This window comes from Streptomyces sp. GbtcB7, assembly GCF_019091445.1.
GTDB classification, from domain to species: domain Bacteria; phylum Actinomycetota; class Actinomycetes; order Streptomycetales; family Streptomycetaceae; genus Streptomyces; species Streptomyces mirabilis.
This window is the reverse complement of sequence record NZ_JAGXJM010000003.1, coordinates 505,826-524,373: the sequence shown is the minus strand read 5'-3', so window position 1 is coordinate 524,373 and position 18,548 is coordinate 505,826. Positions and strand designations below refer to the sequence as shown.

The window sequence follows — 18,548 nt, the reverse complement described above, 5'->3', positions numbered from 1 at the left end:
GGTGGAATTCTCCGGCCGCTCACCGAGCGTCAACGGGTGGATCATGGTGGACCGGAGCCGTTCAGCCAGAACGCTCCGTAGAGCGCGGAGGCCATCGCCACGCCACCGAGAATCAGCGCTGACCTGGACGTACGCAGTCGGGCCAGGGCCAGCGCGAGGGGGAGCAAGAGGGGGAAAGCGGGCAGCAGGAGGCGCGGTTTCGAGCCGAAGTAGCTCGACGCGCAGAGGGCGAGCGCGATGACGATCCCCGCGTACACCAGCAGCGCCGTCGGCTGGCCCTGTCGTACGCACGTCACGTACAGCCAGAGGATCAGCGCGACTCCGACGATCAGTCCGACGCCGGCCAGGGCCGACGGGAATGACGTGAACTTGTCGCCCACGAAGCGGGCGAACGCGTACCCGCCGTCGAATCCGTTGCGCCAGCCCGCCTGGACGTCGAGATAGCCGAGCGGCCCCTTGCCCGTGCGGTGGCCGACCCAGAGCACATACCCGGCGGCGCCGAGCGGCGCGAGGAGCATGCCGAGGGCGTGTGGGAGCACGGGCGCGCCGTGCGCGGGGTGCGCGCTCCGATCCCGCACGAACGAGGCGATGGCCGCCACCCACAGGGCCGCGACCACCGCGGCCCCCACCGGGCGGGTCAGGCCGGCGAAGGCGGCGAGCAGGCCGGCCGTCACCCAGCGGCCGGTCAGCACCGCGTAGAGCGACCAGGCGGCGAGCGCCGTGAACAGGGACTCGCTGTACGCCATCGACTGCACGACGCCGACCGGCAGCACCGCCCAGACCAGCACCGCGCAGACACCCACGCGGGGGCCGTACACGTGGTCCGCGACGGCGAAGATCCCCCAGGCCGCGGCGAGCGAGGCCAGCGTGCTGACCAGCAGCCCGGCATCCGCGTACGACAGAGGGGTGAGCGCCGAGACGAGCCGCTCCAGCCAGGGCAGCAGCGGGAAGAACGCGAGGTTCGAGTGCACGTCACCGTTGGGCAGCCGCACCTCGTAGCCGTAGCCGAGATCGGCGACGCGGGTGTACCAGAGCGAGTCCCAGCGGGCCGTCAGCAGTTTGTGGGCGCTCTTGCCGTTCGCCGCGCTCCACAGCGCGAGCGTGAGGACGCCCAGGGCCCGTACCGCGGCGTACCCGAGGAGGGCGGGCGCGGCCCGGCGTGGCGCGCTCGCGCCGGGCGGCGTCGCGAGGGGCGTCTCAAGATCGGTCACGGGCTCGATTATCGACGGCGGGCGGAACCGGGCGGCCGTCCGGGGCGTGCTGCACCAGGGGGAGCGTGGCGTACGCCACACGCTCGGCAAGGAGAACGTGAGAGGTCCGCCACGTGTATGCGACAGGAACTCGCGTACTCTGGCCGCTCACTCGCCTTTGATGCGTGCGTCCGGAACCCCGCTCCTCCTGGACCGCAGCCGCAGGGAGTCCCCACCCAGCGGATCGCCGAACGCGAGGGAACATCTGGGAGGTACGTACATGTCCGGGACGACCACGGCCGCCGCGCGTCGCCGTCGGGAGGCCGGGGCCGGTGCCAACCGCTGGGTCGTCCTCGTGGTGCTGTGCGTCAGCCTGCTCCTCGTGGCCCTCGATGCCACCGTGCTGCACGTCGCGGTGCCCGCCGTCACCGAGGACCTCAAGCCCGGCGCGATAGAACTGCTCTGGATCGTCGACGTCTATCCGCTCGTGTGCGCCGCCCTGCTGATCCTCTTCGGCACGCTGGGCGACCGGGTGGGCCGCAGACGTGTGCTCCTCCTCGGATACGGACTCTTCGGCATCGCCTCCGGGATCGCCGCGCTCGCCGACAACGCCCAGGTCCTCATCGGCGCGCGCGCCCTGCTCGGCGTCGGCGGCGCGATGATCATGCCCGCGACCCTGTCGATCCTGCGCCAGGTCTTTCCCGACCGGCGGGAGCGGGCGCTCGCGATCGGCATCTGGAGCGCGGTCGCCGCGGTGGGCGCGGCGGTCGGGCCGCTGCTCGGCGGGTTCCTCCTCGAACACTTCTGGTGGGGATCGGTCTTCCTCGTCAACATCCCGCTGATGCTGATCAGCCTGCCGATCGGACGGCTGCTGCTGCCCGAGTCCTACGGCGACCGCGACGGTCCCTGGGACGTGGTGGGGGCCCTGATGGCCGCCGCCGGGCTCTTCGGGCTCGTGCTCGGAGTCAAGCGGCTCGGCGGCGGTGAAGCGCCGTTCGGTCCGTTCACGCTGGCGCCGCTGATCGTCGGCGGCGCGCTGATGTTCGCCTTCGTACGGCGCCAGCGGCGGCGTGCGCATCCGCTGGTGGACCTGCGGATGTTCTCGCGGCCCGCGTTCAGTACGTCCGTGTGCTGCATCGTCCTCGCCATGCTCGCGCTGGTCGGGCTTGAGCTGATAGCCGCGCAGTACCTGCAACTGGTCCTCGGGCTCTCGCCCCTGCAGACCGGGCTGCGACTGCTGCCGCTCACCTTCGCGGCGATGGCCGCGGGGCTCGCGGGGGCGCGGCTGCTGCGGCGGTTCGGGCCACGCGCGATGGTCTGTTTCGGGTTCTGTCTCACGGCGGTGGCCGTGGTCACGCTCACCGCGATGGGCGGGAACGACAACACCGGGCTGCTGCTCTTCGGGTTCGTGCTGCTCGGGTTCGGGCTGGAGACGACGCTCTTCGGGGCGTACGAGTCGATGCTGAGCGAGGCGCCGCCGGCGCAGGCGGGTGGGGCGGCGGCGATCGGCGAGACCTCGTACCAGCTGGGGGCGGGGATCGGGATCGCGCTTCTGGGAAGTGTGATGAACGCGGCGTACGCGCCCGGACTGTCGTCCGTACCGGGGGTCTCGCCGGGGGACTCCGCTGCGGCGGGCCACTCGTTGGGAGAGGCGTACGACGTCGCTGCGCGGCTTGGCGGGGTGCGGGGGGTGGCCCTGCGTCATGCGGCGCGGGACTCCTTTGTGCACGGGCTGCATGTGACGTTGCTCGTCAGTGCGGGGTTGTTGTTGCTGGGGGCGGGGATGGCGTTGCGGTTGCCTCGGGTCATGGAGTGTGGGGTGCCTGCGGCGGGCTCGGCGGAGATTCCGGCGCCTCGGGGGGTTGCGGAGTCCCGCGTCTCGGCGTAGCCGAGGTTCTCCCACCCACGCACCACCCGTTTCCACCCTGTCGACACCTGCGGGTCTCCCGTGGGGCTTGCCCGCCGTCGGCGCCTGCGACTTCCCGACGGCCGCCGAGCGCCCCCGATCGAACCGGAAGCCGCCGATGGCGCTTCCCCCCCGCGGGGACCCGCACGTGTCAGCGCGCTGGAAACGGGTGGTGCGTGGGTGGGAGAGGTACTGGACGTGCGGGACGCTGGGTCGTACCGTCGGGGCGAGACCGTAACTAGCGGTGCTAGTTTTAGCGTGCCGGAGGCTGCCCCCCATGACCGCGTCCCCGAAGCTCCCGCCCTTCGACCCCACCGACCCCCTCGGCCTCGACGACCTCCTGGACCCGGAGGACCTGGCGATCCGGGATACCGTACGGACCTGGGCCGCGGACCGCGTGCTGCCGTACGTCGCCGAGTGGTACGAGAAGGGCGAGCTGCCCGGGATCCGGGAACTGGCGCGCGAGCTGGGCGGGATCGGGGCGCTCGGGATGTCGTTGGAGGGGTACGGATGCGCGGGCGCGACCGCCGTGCAGTACGGGCTCGCCTGTCTGGAGCTGGAGGCCGCCGACTCGGGCATCCGGTCCCTCGTCTCCGTACAGGGCTCCCTCGCCATGTACGCCATTCATCGGTTCGGGAGCGAGGAGCAGAAGCAGCGGTGGCTGCCGGGCATGGCCGCCGGTGAGGTCATCGGTTGCTTCGGGCTGACCGAGCCCGACCACGGGTCCGACCCGGGCGCCATGCGGACGTACGCCAAGCGCGACGGCGGCGACTGGGTGCTCAACGGGCGCAAGATGTGGATCACGAACGGGTCCGTGGCCGGGGTCGCGGTCGTCTGGGCGCAGAGTGAGGACGGAATTCGGGGGTTCGTCGTGCCCACCGACGCCCCCGGGTTCTCCGCTCCCGAGATCAAGCACAAGTGGTCCCTGCGGGCGAGCGTGACCAGCGAGCTCGTACTCGACGACGTACGGCTGCCCGCCGACGCCGTACTGCCGGACGTGACCGGGCTCAAGGGCCCGCTCAGCTGTCTGTCGCACGCGCGGTACGGGATCGTGTGGGGCTCGATGGGCGCCGCGCGGGCCAGTTTCGAGGCCGCCGTCGAGTACGCGAAGACGCGCGAACAGTTCGGGCGGCCCATCGGCGGCTTCCAGCTCACCCAGGCCAAGCTGGCGGACATGGCGGTGGAACTGCACAAGGGGATTCTGCTCGCCCACCATCTGGGGCGGCGGATGGACGCGGGACGGCTCCGTCCCGAGCAGGTCAGTTTCGGCAAGCTCAACAACGTACGGGAGGCGATCGAGATCTGCCGGACCGCCCGTACCATCCTCGGCGCCAACGGGATCTCGCTCGAATACCCCGTGATGCGGCACGCGACCAACCTCGAATCGGTGCTCACCTACGAGGGCACCGTCGAGATGCATCAACTCGTGCTGGGCAAGGCGCTCACCGGACTCGACGCCTTTCGGTGAGTCGAGCACCGGAGAGCAGGGCCGGTGAGCGGCCCTGCCTCAGCTCTGGTTGAAGAAGCCGTCCGTCTGGCGTCCCGGGGCTTCGCCGCTGACGATCTCGGTGTTGGCAGGGGTCAGCAGGAAGACCCGGGTGGCGACCCGCTCGATGGTGCCGTGCAGGCCGAAGGTCAGACCGGCCGCGAAGTCCACCACGCGCTTGGCGTCGGCGGGCTCCATGGCCGTGAGGTTGATGATGACCGGGACGCCGTCCCGGAAGAGTTCGCCGATGCCGCGTGCGTCCCGGAAGCTGTCCGGGGTGACCGTGCCGATCCGGCGGCCTGTCTCTTCCGCCGTCTCGGACGCGACCTTCACGCGCGGGTCCGTGACCCAGGCATCGCCGGAGTCCTGTCCTTCGGCGTAGTTGTCGTCGTCGTAGTAACGCTCGTCATCGTTGTCGTCGACGAGGCCAAGCCAGGCACTCGCCTTGCGCACCGATCCCATGGACGCCTCCTCTCACAGCGGTCTTTCTTGCTTTCCGCATCCCCATGGTCGTCCATGATGCGGATGTCGCGCCAAGTGGATAGACGCCGCGCGGGGGTTTCGTGACGGTACTGGTGCACAGCGAATTCGTCGAGAGCCCGCGTGCCCCAAGGGTCCTGCCGTGTACGGCTGCTGACTGTGAGTGAAATATGATTCTCGACGGCGTTCGGGTGACGGGCGGGGCGTACGGGTGAACGAAGGGGTCGATACGATGCCGCAGCTCAACGTCGTACGACGCACGGGGGAGTGTCGTGTTCGGAATCGTGAGGCCCTGCAGCCACCGCCTCGGTGAGGGGCTCAAAACACAGTGGATGGCGCATCTGTGCGGACTCTGTCTCGCATTGCGCGGAGACCACGGACAGTTCGCTCGGGTTGTCACCAATTACGACGGGCTGCTGATATCGGTTTTGACGGAGGGTCAGGCCGAGCGCACCACCGGGTGGCGGCGTACGGCGGGGCCGTGCCCGTTGCGCGGGATGCGGACCGCGTCCGTCGCACAGGGTGAGGGAGCCCGCCTCGCCGCCGCCGTCTCGCTGGTGCTGGCCTCGGCCAAGGTGCGCGACCACGTGGCGGACAAGGACGGGCTGCTGGCGCGCAGGCCGGTGGCGCTCGCCGCCCGCCGGGTCGCCGCGAGCTGGGGGCGCGCCGGGGCCCGCACCGGATCCGACGTGGGCTTCGACACCGCCGTACTCGTCGACGCCGTCGACCGGCAGGTCGGCATCGAGGCGCTCGCCGGTCCCGGGACGCCGCTTCTGACCGTCACCGAGCCCACCGAGACCGCGACCGCCGCCGCCTTCGCGCACACGGCCGTCCTGGCCGGGCGGCCGGGCAACGCCGAGCCGCTCGTCGAGGCGGGTCGGCTCTTCGGGCGGCTCGCGCATCTGCTGGACGCCGTGGAGGACCGGGAGACTGACGCCGCGTCGGGAGCGTGGAACCCGCTCACGGCCACCGGCACCCCGCTCGTGGAGGCGCGCCGGCTCGCCGATGACGCTCTGCACGGGATACGGCTCGCGCTGCGCGACGTGGAGTTCACGGACGGCAAGCTGGCGCATCTGCTGCTCGCGCACGAGCTGGGGCGGTCGGTGGACCGCGCGTTCGGGACCTCGGGGTGCGGGCACCAGGACCACGCGGACGGTGCGCGGGGGGCTTTCGGGCCGCCGCAGCACGGTGGGCCGTACAACCCGCAGAGTCCGCGGAGCCCGTACGACGGGCAGAATCCGTACGCCGGTGGCGGCAACCCCTTCGGCGGCGCCCCCTCCTTCCCGCCGCCCGGGCCTGGCAGGCGAGGCTTCTGGGCCGGATGCGCGGCCGCGATCGGGGTGTGCTGCACCTGCAAGGTGTGCTGTGCCGACGAGTTCGAGGGGCCGTGGTCGCGAAAGAGGCGCGAGGGCTGCCTCGGCAACTGCGACTGTGACTGCAGCTGCTGCGAGGCCTGTGAGATCTGCGAGTGCTGTGAATGCTGCTCGTGCTGCGACTGCGGACTGTGACGAAATTCGTATACGGCGGCGTGGGCGATCACGCGGCCGCAGCGGTTCGGGCCTGCTCATTCGGGGGGCTGCTGTCTTAGCCCCGCGCCCCTTCGGGCGCGGGGGCAGGCGTCCCTAGTTCTTCAGTTCCGGCGGCGAGATCTGCGACTTCTCTATCGCGGAACCCGTCGTCCCCCACTTCTTGAGGATCCTGTCGTACGTGCCGTCCGCGATCAGCTTGTTCACCGCCGCCTGGAAGGCCGGTGCCAGCTTCGTGTCCTTCTTGAAGGCGAAGCCGACGTCGAGGCGGTGGTACTCGTTGAGGAACTTGACGCCCTGTTGGTGGGCGACGGCGTAGCGCAGGCCGTTGATGGTGCTCATCACGAGGTCGCTGCGGCCCTGTTGGAGTGAGGACCAGATCGCGCCCTGCTCACTGTAGGTCTGCACCTCGTACGCCTTCTTGCCGGCGTCCGTGCAGACCTTCTTGTTCTCCTCCAGCGTCGCCTCGAAGGTGGTGCCCGCTCCGGTCGCGACGTTCAGGCCGCACAGCTGCTTGAGGTCGGTGATCTTGGCCAACTTGCTGTCGGAGCGCGTGGCGAAGCCCTGGCCGTCGTTGATGTAGGTGACGAAGTCGATCGTCTTGCGCCGCTCGTCGGTGACGCCGAAGTTGCTGGCGCCGAAGTCGTACTTGCCGCTGTCCAGGGCCGGCAGGATCGCCTCGAAGCCGGCCTGTTGCGTCTTGAGTTCGATGCCGAGCACCTTGGCCACGGCGTCCGCGAAGTCGACGTCCTGGCCCGTCAGCGTCTTGCCGTCGTCCAGGTATGTCGTGCCGGGTGGCGTACCGCCGACGGCGACCGCCACGGTGAGGCTGGTGACGCCGGACGGGAGCAGCTTGGCGGCGGCCTCGTCCTTCGGGATGGCCGAGACGACGTCCGTGGTGGGGATCTTGTCGGCCTTGGCCGCCGCATTCGCCGCGGTGCCGGTCGTGTCGCCCGAGCCGGAGCCGCATGCCGTGAGGAGCAGGGCCGTCGAGGTGATGAGGGCAAAGGGCGCAAAATGCCGATAACGGGTACGCGTGGACGTACGCATGGTGTGCGGTCTCCTGAGAGCAAGAGTGAGCAGAACCCGAGGGGAGGGGTACGCGTGTGAAGGCGAGAGGGAGGGAGAACGCGAAGGGCGCCCGGTCGACCAAGGGATCAGGCGATCGGATTGATCAGGGGATCAAGCGATCAGGGCGCGCAGTGGGTCAGCTCAACAGGAAGAGGACCACACTCGACCGAAGTCGATGTGGGAGCGCTTGACCAGCCACTGCTGTGGATGCATGGGCCAAGTGGAACAGGCATCCGGTTGTGCGTCAACCGACTTGAGACGTACGGCTCACAGTATGGACAGCCTTGACAGCGGGGGGAAACGGGCCCGTACTCTCGGTGGACGGCCCTGCTGAGGGGCTCGGCCGTACTGCGCCGCGAGGCGCTTCGTGTGAAGGCATCCACCCGTGTTCGACTACGTCACGGAGTCTTCGCATGTCTTCCGACACCCTCGCCAAAACATCCGCCGCACCGGACATACCGGAGCAGGCCGACTCCCTGCGGATCGTTCCGCAGCGCCGTCTGGGCCAGTGGACGGCCGCCGTCGCCGTACTCGTCCTGCTCGGGCTCGCCGTCACCTCCGTCGTCCGCAACAAGGCGTTCCAGTGGGGGGTGGTCGGTGACTACTTCACCTCGGACTCCGTGCTGCGCGGCCTGTGGCTCACCCTGTGGCTGACGGCTGTGGTGATGGTGCTCGGCTTCGCGCTGGGGACGCTGCTCGCGGCGGCCCGGTTGTCCGCCAACCCCGTGCTGCGCAGCGTCAGTTGGGGTTATGTGTGGCTGTTCCGGTCGATTCCGATCCTGGTGCAGCTGCTGCTGTGGTTCAACATCGGGGCGCTGTATCCCGAGCTCCTCGGCGTGAAGACGGTCAATCTGTTCACCCCGATCGCGGTCGCGATCATCGGGCTCACCCTGCACGAGGCCGCGTACGCCGCCGAGGTGGTGCGCGGTGGCATCCTCTCCGTCGACCGCGGGCAGATCGAGGCCGCGCAGGCGCTCGGTCTGAGCCGGTGGCGCCGCTGGTGGCGGATCGTGCTGCCGCAGGCGATGCGCTCCATCGTGCCGCCCGCCGGGAACATGCTGATCGGCACCCTCAAGGGCACCTCGATCATCAGCGTCATCGCCGTGCAGGACCTGCTCTTCTCGGTGCAGCTGGTCTACCACCGCACCTACCAGGTGATCCCGCTGCTGATGGTCGCCACCATCTGGTACACCGTCGTCACCTCGGTCCTCGGCCTCGGCCAGTACTACGTCGAGAAGCACTACGCGCGCGGCTCGGAGCGCACCCGATGAAGCCCTCTCTCGTGATCGTCGGGGCCGGGCCGCGGGGGACCGGTCTCATCGAGCGCATCGCCGCCAACGCGCCCGAGCTGTACGCCGGTTCGGGACTCGACATCCATCTCGTCGACCCCCATCCGCCGGGCGCCGGACGCATCTGGCGCGAGGCGCAGTCGCCGCTGCTGTGGATGAACTCGCACGCCGAGGACGTCACCATGTTCACCGACGAGACGGTGGTCATGGACGGGCCCGTGCGCCCCGGTCCCACGCTGCACGAATGGGCGGCCATCGACGGCCGTACCTTCGCCGACCGACAGTTGCAAGGGGCATACCTGAGCTGGGTGCACGAGCAAGCCGTGGCCGCCCTGCCGCCGGACGTCACCGTCCACCATCACCCGTGCAGGGCCCTAAGTGTCAGCGGCCCGCGCGAGGGGCGCCAGCAGGTGTGGCTGGAGGGCCGTCCGCGTCCCCTCCTCGCCGACCTCGTCGTTCTCGCGCTCGGCCACCTCGACGCCGAACTCGACCAGGAACAGCGCGAGTTGGCGACGTACGCCCATGCCCACGACCTGGTCCATCTGCCGCCCGACTTCACCGCAGACAGCGACCTGTCCTCGCTCGCGCCCGGCGAACCCGTCCTCGTACGCGGCTTCGGGCTCGCCTTCGTCGACCTGATGGTGCTGCTCACGGAGGGGCGGGGCGGACGGTACGACGGTGACACCTACCTTCCGTCGGGGCGGGAGCCGGTGCTGTACGTCGGATCGCGGCGCGGAGTGCCGTACCACTCGAAGATCGGTTACGACTGGACCGGTGAACGGCCGCCGCTGCCACGGTTCTTCGGGCCCGCCGAGGTCGACGCGCTGCTGGCACGGCCGGAGGGCTTCGACTTCCGGCGGGACGTATGGCCGTCGATCGAGAAGGAGCTGGGGTTCGCGCACTACCACCGGCTGTTCACCGTCCACCCCGAGCGGACGGCGATCGCCTGGACCGACTTCGAGGAGAAGTACGCGGCCGGGGAGGCCGCGGAGCGCGAGGCGCTCGTGGCGTCCGCCGTGCCCGACCCCGCCGACCGGCTCGACCTCGCGGCGCTCGACCGTCCGCTGGACGGGGTGCGGTACGCGTCGCACGAGGAGTTCCAGGAGGGGCTCCGGGCGTACGTCGAGGGAGATCTGCGTCGCCGTCATGATCCCGGAAACAGCCCTGACCTGGCCGTCTTTCTCGGACTCCTCTCCGTCTACGGGCAGTTGATCCGGCTCGGAGACGTCGGACCATGGTGGCACGGCTTCTTCAGCTACCTCGCCTCAGGGCCGCCCGGACCCCGGCTGCGGCAGATGCTCGAACTGTCCCGGGCCGGCGTCGTGCGGTTCGTGGGCGCGGACATGGCGGTGGTCGCCGAGGACGGGGTGTTCCGGGCGTCGAGCGCGACCGTGCCGGGCGAGACGGTCGAGGCGCGGGCGCTCGTCGAGGCGCGGCTGCCCGAGCCCACCGTCGGGCGCGCCCTCGACCCGCTGCTGCGTGAACTGCACGCCGACGGGGCCGTCGAGACCCCGGAGGGGCTGCTGCGGGTGGACCGCTCCGACGGGCGGATCCTCGACCGGGGCGGCCGGCCGCATCCGCGGCGCTTCGCACTCGGGCCCTACACCGACGTACGTACCCCCGGCGCCTTCACCCGGCCGCGCACCGGCGGGCCCGCGTTCCGGCAGAACGACGCCACCGCGCGAGCCGCGCTGGCGTTCCTGCGCGATCTTGCGTGTCGGGCCGCCGCGTAACCCACCCCGACCGTCAACTCCACTGACAGCACAAGGGATTCACACGATGACCTTCATGGTCGACATCAGGTCCGTCCACAAGAGCTTCGGCCCACTGGAAGTGCTCAAGGGCATCGACCTCGCGGTGCGCACCGGCGAGGTCACCGTGATCCTCGGCCCGTCCGGTTCCGGCAAGTCCACGCTGCTGCGCACCATCAACCACCTGGAGAAGGTGGACCGGGGCCGCATCAGCGTCGACGGCTCGCTGGTCGGCTACCGGCGCTCCGGCGACAAGCTGTACGAACTGCGCGAGCGCGAGATCCTGAGGCAGCGCACCCGCATCGGGTTCGTCTTCCAGAACTTCAACCTCTTCCCGCACCTCACCGTGCTGGACAACATCGTCGAGGCTCCGGTCTCCGCGCTGAAGCGCCCGCGCAAGGACGCCGTCGAAGCGGCGCGGGCGCTGCTCGACCGGGTGGGGCTCGCCGACAAGGCCGACTCCTACCCGAAGCAGCTCTCCGGCGGCCAGCAGCAACGCGTCGCCATCGCCCGCGCGCTCGCGCTGGAGCCGAAGCTGCTGCTCTTCGACGAGCCGACCTCGGCGCTCGACCCCGAGCTGGTCGGTGAAGTCCTCGACGTCATCAAGGACCTGGCCCACCAGGGCACCACGATGATCGTCGTCACGCACGAGATCGGGTTCGCCCGGGAGGTCGCCGACACCGTCGTCTTCATGGACGACGGGCGGATCGTCGAACAGGGCGCCCCCGGTGACGTACTCGACCGGCCGCGGCACGAACGGACGCGGTCGTTCCTGTCCAAGGTTCTCTGATCCCTCTCCAGGGGGCTCTGATCGGTTTACCGGAGAAAGGTTTCACCCGATATGACCGCACCGCACGGCCGGGGGCTGCTGCACCTGGCCGCCGCCCTCGATCAACAGACGGCCTTCGACGCCGCCTCGTACGTCGGGCCGGCGCAGCTCGCGGAGCGTGGCGGGCTCGACTTCGTGACGCTCGGCGACACCTTCGCGCGCCCAGGGCCCGACGCGCTCGCCGTACTCTCCCGCGTCGCGCCCGCCACCCGCCGGATCGGTCTGGTGCCGACCGTGACCACCACCCACACCGAGCCCTTCCACGTCCAGGCGGCGGTGGCGACCCTCGACTGGGTCAGCCGCGGCCGGGCCGGCTGGCAGCTCGACGTGTCGACGACCGAGGGCGAGGCCCGCCTCTTCGGTCGCAGGCACGCGGCACCCGCCGACGCGCTGTGGCGGGAGGCCGGCGAGATCGCCGAGGTGGCCGCCCGGCTCTGGGACAGCTGGGAGGACGACGCCGAGATACGCGACGAGGCCACCGGCCGTTTCGTCGACCGGGACAAACTGCACCACGTCGACTTCCGGGGCGCCACCTTCTTCGTGAAGGGCCCCTCGATCGTGCCGCGGCCCCCGCAGGGCCACCCCGTCCGGGTCGTCGACGCCACCGAGGGACCCGCCCGGCGGGTCGCCGCCCGGTACGCCGACGTGGCGCTCGTCCGGGTAGTGGGACCCGCGCAGGCCTGGGCCGTACGGGCCGAACTCCGGGACGCGGCAGCGAAGTTCGGCCGCTACCCCGACACCCTGCGGGTCCTCGCCTCACTCGTCGTCGACCTCGGCGACGGGGAGCGCGCGGCCGAGCCGGGCCATGGGGGTGGCGGTCCCCGGCAGACCGCGCAGGGGCCGCTGTACCGAGGCGGCCCGGTCGACCTGGCCGAGCTGATCGCCGCCTGGCACGCGTCCGAGGCCGTCGACGGCTTCCACCTCACCCCGGTCGAGCCGCACCGTGACCTGGAGCGGCTCGTGAACGGAACGGTGGCGCTGCTCCAGCACCGCGGTCTGTTCCGCACCTTCTATCCGGGCAGCACGCTCAGGGAGCACCTGGGGCTGGCCCGGCCCGCCAACCAGTACGCCGTGACAGGGGGAGCGTCATGACCGTACGCAAGCGCATGCATCTGGCGGCACACTTCCCGGGTGTCAACAGCACCACCGTCTGGACCGACCCGCGCTCGAAGTCCCAGATCGACTTCGCCTCCTTCGAACACCTCGCGCGCACCGCCGAGCGCGGCCTGTTCGACTTCTTCTTCCTCGCCGAGGGGCTGCGGCTGCGCGAGCACAAGGGACGCATCCACGACCTGGACGTCGTGGGCCGACCGGAGTCGATCACCGTGCTCAACGCGCTCGCCGCCGTCACCGAGCGGCTCGGGCTCGCCGCCACGGTCAACGCGACCTTCAACGAGCCCTACGAACTCGCCCGCAGACTGGCCACGCTGGACCACCTCAGCGGGGGCCGGGCCGCCTGGAACGTGGTCACCTCCTCCGACGCCTTCACCGGGGAGAACTTCCGCCGCGGCGGCTTCCTCGACCGCGCCGACCGATATGCGCGCGCCGCCGAATTCGTCGCCACCGCACGAGAGCTGTGGGACTCCTGGACGCCGGAAGGCGTGGCGCGTCCCTTCGCCCACCAGGGGCAGCACTTCGACATCGCGGGGGAGTTCGGGCTGCCGCGCTCACCGCAGGGGCAGCCCGTCGTCATCCAGGCCGGGGACTCGGACGAGGGCCGGGAGTTCGCCGCGGCCACGGCGGACGTGGTCTTCACCCGACACGGGACCCTGGACGCCGGCCGGGAGTTCTACGCCGATGTGAAGGGGCGGCTCGCGACGTACGGGCGGTCGCCCGAGGACCTGAAGATCATGCCCGGTGTCACCGTCGTGCTCGGCGACACCGCGGCGGACGCGCGCGAGCGGGCCGCCGAGATCCGCCGCCGACAGGTCTCCCCGCAGAACGCGCTCCTCGCGCTGGAGCAGATCTGGGGCGTCGACCTCTCCTCGTACGACCCCGACGGGCCCCTGCCCGACATCGACCCGGAGCCGGAGCCGGCCCTCGCGCGGGGGCGGGTGCGCGTCGCCGACCCCCTCGCGGTGGCGGAGAAGTGGCGGGCCCTGTCGCGGGCGAAGGGGCTGTCCATCCGGCAGACCGTGATCGAGGCGTCCGGGCGGCAGTCCTTCGTCGGCACGCCGGAGACGGTAGCCGCCGAACTCGACGAGTTCGTGACGACCGGCGCCGCCGACGGCTTCATCCTCGTCCCCCATCTGACCCCGGGCGGACTGGACGAGTTCGTGGACCGGGTGGTCCCGCTGCTCCAGGAACGGGGCGCCTTCCGCACGGAATACACGGGCACGACGCTGCGCTCACACCTCGGGTTGCCGGAACCCATATGGAAGGGTTGATCACATGACGAAAGACGCATCCGCAGACGCATCCGCAGACGTGTCTGACGGGACATCCGCAGACGTGTTCGACGGCGCATCCGAGGACTGGGAGCGGTGGCACGAGCGCCGCGTCGAGACGGTGTCCGGCTCCTACGGCCCGTTGGCGCTCACCGGCACGCACTGGCTGGAGGACTATCCGGACGGGCGACTTCCGGACATCCCCGGGCTGTGGACCGACCAGGAGGACGGGGTCCTGCTGACGGCCGCCCCCGAGGACGGTCTGATCCTGGACGGAAAGCCCTTCACCGGCGAGGTCCGGCTCGACGCCGACCCCGGGTCGGCGGCCGAGGCCCGGGTCGGGCTCGGCGAGCGCCGGTTCGTCGTCCTGGTGCGCGAAGGGATCTGGGGCGTACGCGACTTCGACCCCGCCTCCGAGGCGCGCGCGGCCTTCAAGGGCGTCGAGGCGACGCCGTACGACCCGCGCTGGTCGGTGCCGGGGCACTTCACGCCGTACGGCGAGAGCCGGACTGTACATGTGGAGAACGCGGATGGAGTCGCCCGCGGTCTGGGGCTCGGCGGCATCCTCGCCTTCACCCTGGACGGCGAGGACCTCACGCTCCAGGTGTCGGTGGAGGGCGACGGCTCGCTGTGGGCCGTGTTCGCCGACACCACCAGCGGGGACAGCAGCTACCGCTTCCGGTTCCTGCGCCCCGCGGCACCCGACGCCGAGGGGCGTACGACGGTGGACTTCAACCGGGCCGTGCTCCCGCCGTGCGCGTTCGCCGACCACTTCATCTGCCCCTTCCCGCCGCCCGGGAACACCCTGGGCGTGGCCGTCCCGGCGGGGGAGCGCACGCTGCTCTGACGGTTCACTCCGCCACGCCCTCCGCGCCCTCCACTCACTCCTCCAAGCTCTCCAGGCGCCTCGAGTGCCCCGACGATCCACACGCAGTCCGCACACCCGAGTCTGGGAAGATCAACTGCCGCTGGTGGTACGTCAGTTGAACGCTGCACGGCCGAAAGGCGCCCTTGCGCCGGTCGGCCGTGCGGCCGAATACTCCCCCACAGCGCTTGTCAGGAGCACGGCTTGTCCGGAATCCGGTCAGGCGGCTCCCGGCTGCGCCTCACGGGCCCCGACCCCACGCGGGCCCCCTACTTCCCTCGGGAGGAACGACAAGTGAGGATCAAGCGCACCACCCCCCGCAGCGGTATAGCGAGACGGACCCGGCTGATCGCCGTGACCACCGGACTCCTGGCCGCCGCAGCGTTCTCCGTCCCCACCGCGAACGCATCCGACGTCCATACGTTCAGCGCCACCCAGCTGAGCACGGTGAACAAGTCGGTACTCAAGTCCGACATCGCGGGAACCGCCTGGGCGGTCGACGCCAAGACGAACCGCGTCGTGGTCACCGTCGACAGCACGGTCTCCAAGGCCGAGATCGCGAAGATCAAGAAGGACGCGGGCGGCAACGCCGCGGCCCTCACGATCAAGCACACCCCGGGCAAGTTCAAGAAGCTGATCACCGGTGGCGACGCCATCTACGGCGGTTCCTACCGCTGCTCGCTCGGCTTCAACGTGCACAGCGGGAGCACCTACTACTTCCTGACCGCCGGCCACTGCGGTGAGGTCGCCTCCACCTGGTACTCCAACTCGGGTCACACCACCACGCTGGGCACGAACGTCAGCTACAGCTTCCCGACCAACGACTTCGCGTTGGTGCGCTACACCAACACCTCGATCGCCCACCCGAGCGCGGTCGGCAGCCAGACCATCAGCAGCGCCGCCACGCCCAGCGTGGGCACGACCGTCTACCGTCGCGGCTCGACCACCGGCACGCACAGCGGCCGGGTCACCGCGCTGAACGCCACGGTCAACTACGGCAGCGGCGACGTGGTCTACCAGATGATCCAGACCACGGTCTGCGCCGAGGGCGGCGACAGCGGCGGTCCGCTCTACGCGGGTTCCGTCGCCTACGGTCTGACCTCCGGCGGCAGTGGTGACTGCACCTCCGGCGGTACGACCTTCTTCCAGCCGGTCACCGAGGCGCTGAGCTACTACGGCGTGAGCGTCGGCTGACCGACGGTCCCCCTGTAACACCCGCACGACCGGATCTGCAGCCAGCAGCAGGCGAGCCCCCGTACGCAACTGTCGTGCGGGGGCTCGCCCTTGCTCGGGTGACGGAGTTACCGTCGAAGTACACGCCGGGTACGCGCCTGATGCGGTACTTGCCCGATGCGCCCACTTCGGACCCTGGGGGGCCGTGATGGTCGAGGAACTGGTGGCGGCGGGAGTCTCCGTCGCATCCGTGGGGATCGTCTATGCGATGGCCGGGGCCCGTGTCGTCAAACAGTACGAACGTGGTGTGGTGTTGCGCCTGGGCCGGTTGCGCTCGGACGTGCGCGGGCCCGGGTTCACCATGGTGGTGCCCTTCGTCGACAAGCTGCGCAAGGTCAACATGCAGATCGTGACGATGCCGGTCCCCGCGCAGGAGGGCATCACGCGGGACAACGTCACGGTCCGGGTCGACGCGGTCGTCTACTTCAAGGTGGTCGACGCGGCCGACGCGGTCATCCAGGTCGAGGACTACCAGTTCGCGGTCTCGCAGATGGCGCAGACCTCGCTGCGTTCGATCATCGGCAAGAGTGACCTGGACGATCTGCTCTCCAACCGGGAGAAGCTCAACCAGGGCCTGGAGCTGATGATCGACAGTCCGGCGATGGGCTGGGGTGTGCAGATCGACCGGGTCGAGATCAAGGACGTGTCGCTGCCGGAGACGATGAAACGGTCGATGGCCCGGCAGGCCGAGGCCGATCGTGAACGGCGGGCGCGGGTCATCAACGCGGACGCCGAGCTGCAGGCGTCGAAGAAGCTGGCGGAGGCCGCCGGGGTGATGTCCGAACAGCCCGCCGCGCTCCAACTGCGGCTGCTGCAGACCGTGGTGGCGGTCGCCGCCGAGAAGAACTCCACCCTCGTGCTCCCCTTCCCGGTGGAACTGCTGCGGTTCCTGGAACGGGCGCAGCAGCCGGCCGCCCCGGCACCCGAGCAGGCGCGGCCGTCGACCGCGCAGCCGGTGCGGGAATCGGTGGAGCAGCCGGTGGAGCAATCGGTGCAGGAGCAACCGTCTTCCTTCGCGCCCCCGTTGGGATCGGACCCTGAAGGATCGAAAACCAGACAGGACTAGACCTCACGGGCTGCACATGCGTCACTCGCACGCGGTGTTTGCACTGCGAACGCACAGGGTGCGATCACACAGGGTCAAGGTGCCGGGGGCGTACACCCGTTGCTGTACGCGCGTCCTGAAGTCGACCTTGTGAGCCACCTGTGGGTCTCGGAATAGTGGGCGCCCGTACGCCTTTCGATTCCGTACGCCTTCCGGCCCTGGAGGTCCCCACGACCTCCCGGGCCGCCCCCCACAGGAGGACGCGAAGTGAAGCACCGACGTATATCCGGGCGGCGCGCAGCCGTGGCAGGCGCGAGTGTCGCCGCCCTGGTCGCCGCGGGAGTCACCTTCCAGACTGCGAACGCGAGCGAGACGCAGAAGAGCGCGGCGCCCCGGCCACTCTCGATCACGGCGGCCGGAAAGCTCGCCTCGACGCTCGGCAAGGACCTGGGTCCCGACGCGGCGGGAACGTATTACGACGCGAAGGCCGGGCACCTCGTCGTCAACGTGCTCGACCGGGCCGCGGCGCGTGTCGTCGAGGCGGCCGGCGCCCAGGCCAGAATCGTCGAGAACTCCCTCGCCGAACTGACGAGCGCCCGTACCACCCTCAAGAAGGACGCGACCATCCCCGGCACGTCCTGGGCGACCGACCCGGGGACCAACAAGGTCGTCGTCACCGCCGACCGCACGGTCGGGGGCGCGACCCTCGCCCGGCTGACCAAGGTCGTCGACGGTCTCGGCGCCAAGGCCGAACTCCAGCGCACGAAGGGGGAGTTCAAGACCTTCATCGCGGGCGGCGACGCGATCACCGGCTCCGGCGGGCGCTGCTCGCTCGGCTTCAACGTGGTCAAGGGTGGCCAGCCGTACTTCATCACCGCCGGGCACTGCACCCGGGCGATCTCCACCTGGTCGGACTCCAGCGGCAAGGAGATCGGCACGAACGAGCAGTCCAGCTTCCCCGGCAACGACTTCGGTCTGGTCAAGTACACCTCGACGGTCGACCACCCGAGCGAGGTCGATCTCTACAACGGCTCCGCGCAGCCCATCACCCAGGCGGGTGCGGCGACCGTCGGGCAGTCGGTGACGCGCAGCGGTTCGACGACCCAGGTGCACAGCGGCACGGTCACCGGCCTGGACGCCACCGTGAACTACGGCAACGGCGACATCGTCGACGGACTCATCCAGACCGACGTCTGCGCCGAGCCCGGTGACAGCGGCGGCTCGCTCTTCTCGGGCTCCACGGCCATCGGCCTCACCTCGGGCGGCAGCGGCGACTGCACCTCGGGCGGCGAGACCTTCTTCCAGCCGGTCACCGAGGCGCTGTCGGCCTTCGGCGCCCAGATCGGCTGACGTGCTCCGTCCTGCCTGCTCAGGGCCGGGTGGACCGGTGTTTGCGCAGGTGGGACGGGCTCGAACGGATGTCGCACACTTGTTCGGAAATTGGTCTATGGTGGGGGTGAGGTCATTGGGAACGAATGTTCGAGAGCCGG

At 70.2% G+C, this 18,548-nt stretch carries 15 protein-coding genes; 12 read left to right on the top strand and 3 right to left on the bottom strand.

Annotated elements, in window-relative coordinates:
- Positions 1-41: 41 nt before the first annotated feature.
- Positions 42-1,211, bottom strand: coding sequence for a glycosyltransferase family 39 protein (locus KVT44_RS07680; protein WP_217566479.1), 1,170 nt, complete (start codon positions 1,209-1,211; stop codon positions 42-44).
- Between the two features lie 259 nt (positions 1,212-1,470).
- Between KVT44_RS07680 and KVT44_RS07675 the strand changes: the two genes are divergently transcribed.
- A complete protein-coding gene (locus KVT44_RS07675; RefSeq protein WP_099923464.1) occupies positions 1,471-3,078 on the top strand; it encodes an MFS transporter in 1,608 nt (535 codons plus the stop codon).
- 295 nt (positions 3,079-3,373) lie between these two features.
- Positions 3,374-4,564, top strand: a complete 1,191-nt coding sequence (locus KVT44_RS07670) for an acyl-CoA dehydrogenase family protein (protein WP_099923465.1) — start codon at positions 3,374-3,376, stop codon at positions 4,562-4,564.
- A gap of 39 nt (positions 4,565-4,603) precedes the next feature.
- Here the strand turns inward: KVT44_RS07670 and KVT44_RS07665 are convergent, their stop codons facing one another.
- Positions 4,604-5,044, bottom strand: a complete 441-nt coding sequence (locus tag KVT44_RS07665; RefSeq protein WP_075027798.1) for a cell division protein SepF — start codon at positions 5,042-5,044, stop codon at positions 4,604-4,606.
- A 290-nt stretch (positions 5,045-5,334) separates the two neighbouring features.
- Here KVT44_RS07665 and KVT44_RS07660 point away from each other — a divergent pair, with 290 nt between their 5' ends.
- Entirely contained in the window at positions 5,335-6,570 is a 1,236-nt protein-coding gene (locus KVT44_RS07660; protein ID WP_217566478.1) for a DUF5685 family protein, read from the top strand.
- A gap of 114 nt (positions 6,571-6,684) precedes the next feature.
- Here the strand turns inward: KVT44_RS07660 and KVT44_RS07655 are convergent, their stop codons facing one another.
- Positions 6,685-7,638 (bottom strand): ABC transporter substrate-binding protein, encoded by a 954-nt coding sequence (locus KVT44_RS07655; protein WP_217566477.1) that lies wholly within the window; start codon positions 7,636-7,638, stop codon positions 6,685-6,687.
- 434 nt (positions 7,639-8,072) lie between these two features.
- Between KVT44_RS07655 and KVT44_RS07650 the strand changes: the two genes are divergently transcribed.
- The 9 genes from KVT44_RS07650 (at position 8,073) to KVT44_RS07610 (ending at position 18,408) form a co-directional block, all read left to right on the top strand.
- Positions 8,073-8,930, top strand: a complete 858-nt coding sequence (locus KVT44_RS07650; RefSeq protein ID WP_075027795.1) for an amino acid ABC transporter permease — start codon at positions 8,073-8,075, stop codon at positions 8,928-8,930.
- The gene (locus KVT44_RS07645; protein ID WP_217566476.1) at positions 8,927-10,681 is read left to right on the top strand and encodes an FAD/NAD(P)-binding domain-containing protein; all 1,755 of its coding nucleotides are present in this window, start codon (positions 8,927-8,929) and stop codon (positions 10,679-10,681) included. The genes KVT44_RS07650 and KVT44_RS07645 overlap by 4 nt, the downstream gene beginning before the upstream one ends.
- A gap of 46 nt (positions 10,682-10,727) precedes the next feature.
- Positions 10,728-11,489 (top strand): amino acid ABC transporter ATP-binding protein, encoded by a 762-nt coding sequence (locus tag KVT44_RS07640; RefSeq protein ID WP_099923469.1) that lies wholly within the window; start codon positions 10,728-10,730, stop codon positions 11,487-11,489.
- 51 nt (positions 11,490-11,540) lie between these two features.
- A complete protein-coding gene (locus tag KVT44_RS07635) occupies positions 11,541-12,620 on the top strand; it encodes an LLM class flavin-dependent oxidoreductase (protein WP_217566475.1) in 1,080 nt (359 codons plus the stop codon).
- Positions 12,617-13,915: an NtaA/DmoA family FMN-dependent monooxygenase gene (locus tag KVT44_RS07630; RefSeq protein WP_217566474.1), complete on the top strand. Its 1,299-nt coding sequence runs from the start codon at positions 12,617-12,619 to the stop codon at positions 13,913-13,915. The genes KVT44_RS07635 and KVT44_RS07630 overlap by 4 nt, the downstream gene beginning before the upstream one ends.
- 64 nt (positions 13,916-13,979) lie before the next feature.
- Positions 13,980-14,762 (top strand): DUF1684 domain-containing protein, encoded by a 783-nt coding sequence (locus KVT44_RS07625; RefSeq protein WP_308313929.1) that lies wholly within the window; start codon positions 13,980-13,982, stop codon positions 14,760-14,762.
- A gap of 312 nt (positions 14,763-15,074) precedes the next feature.
- On the top strand, positions 15,075-15,974 hold the full coding sequence (locus KVT44_RS07620; protein WP_099923473.1) for a S1 family peptidase: 900 nt from the start codon (positions 15,075-15,077) through the stop codon (positions 15,972-15,974).
- A 187-nt stretch (positions 15,975-16,161) separates the two neighbouring features.
- The gene (locus KVT44_RS07615) at positions 16,162-17,079 is read left to right on the top strand and encodes a slipin family protein (RefSeq protein WP_217566516.1); all 918 of its coding nucleotides are present in this window, start codon (positions 16,162-16,164) and stop codon (positions 17,077-17,079) included.
- A gap of 246 nt (positions 17,080-17,325) precedes the next feature.
- Entirely contained in the window at positions 17,326-18,408 is a 1,083-nt protein-coding gene (locus KVT44_RS07610; RefSeq protein WP_168490277.1) for a S1 family peptidase, read from the top strand.
- Positions 18,409-18,548 lie beyond the last annotated feature (140 nt).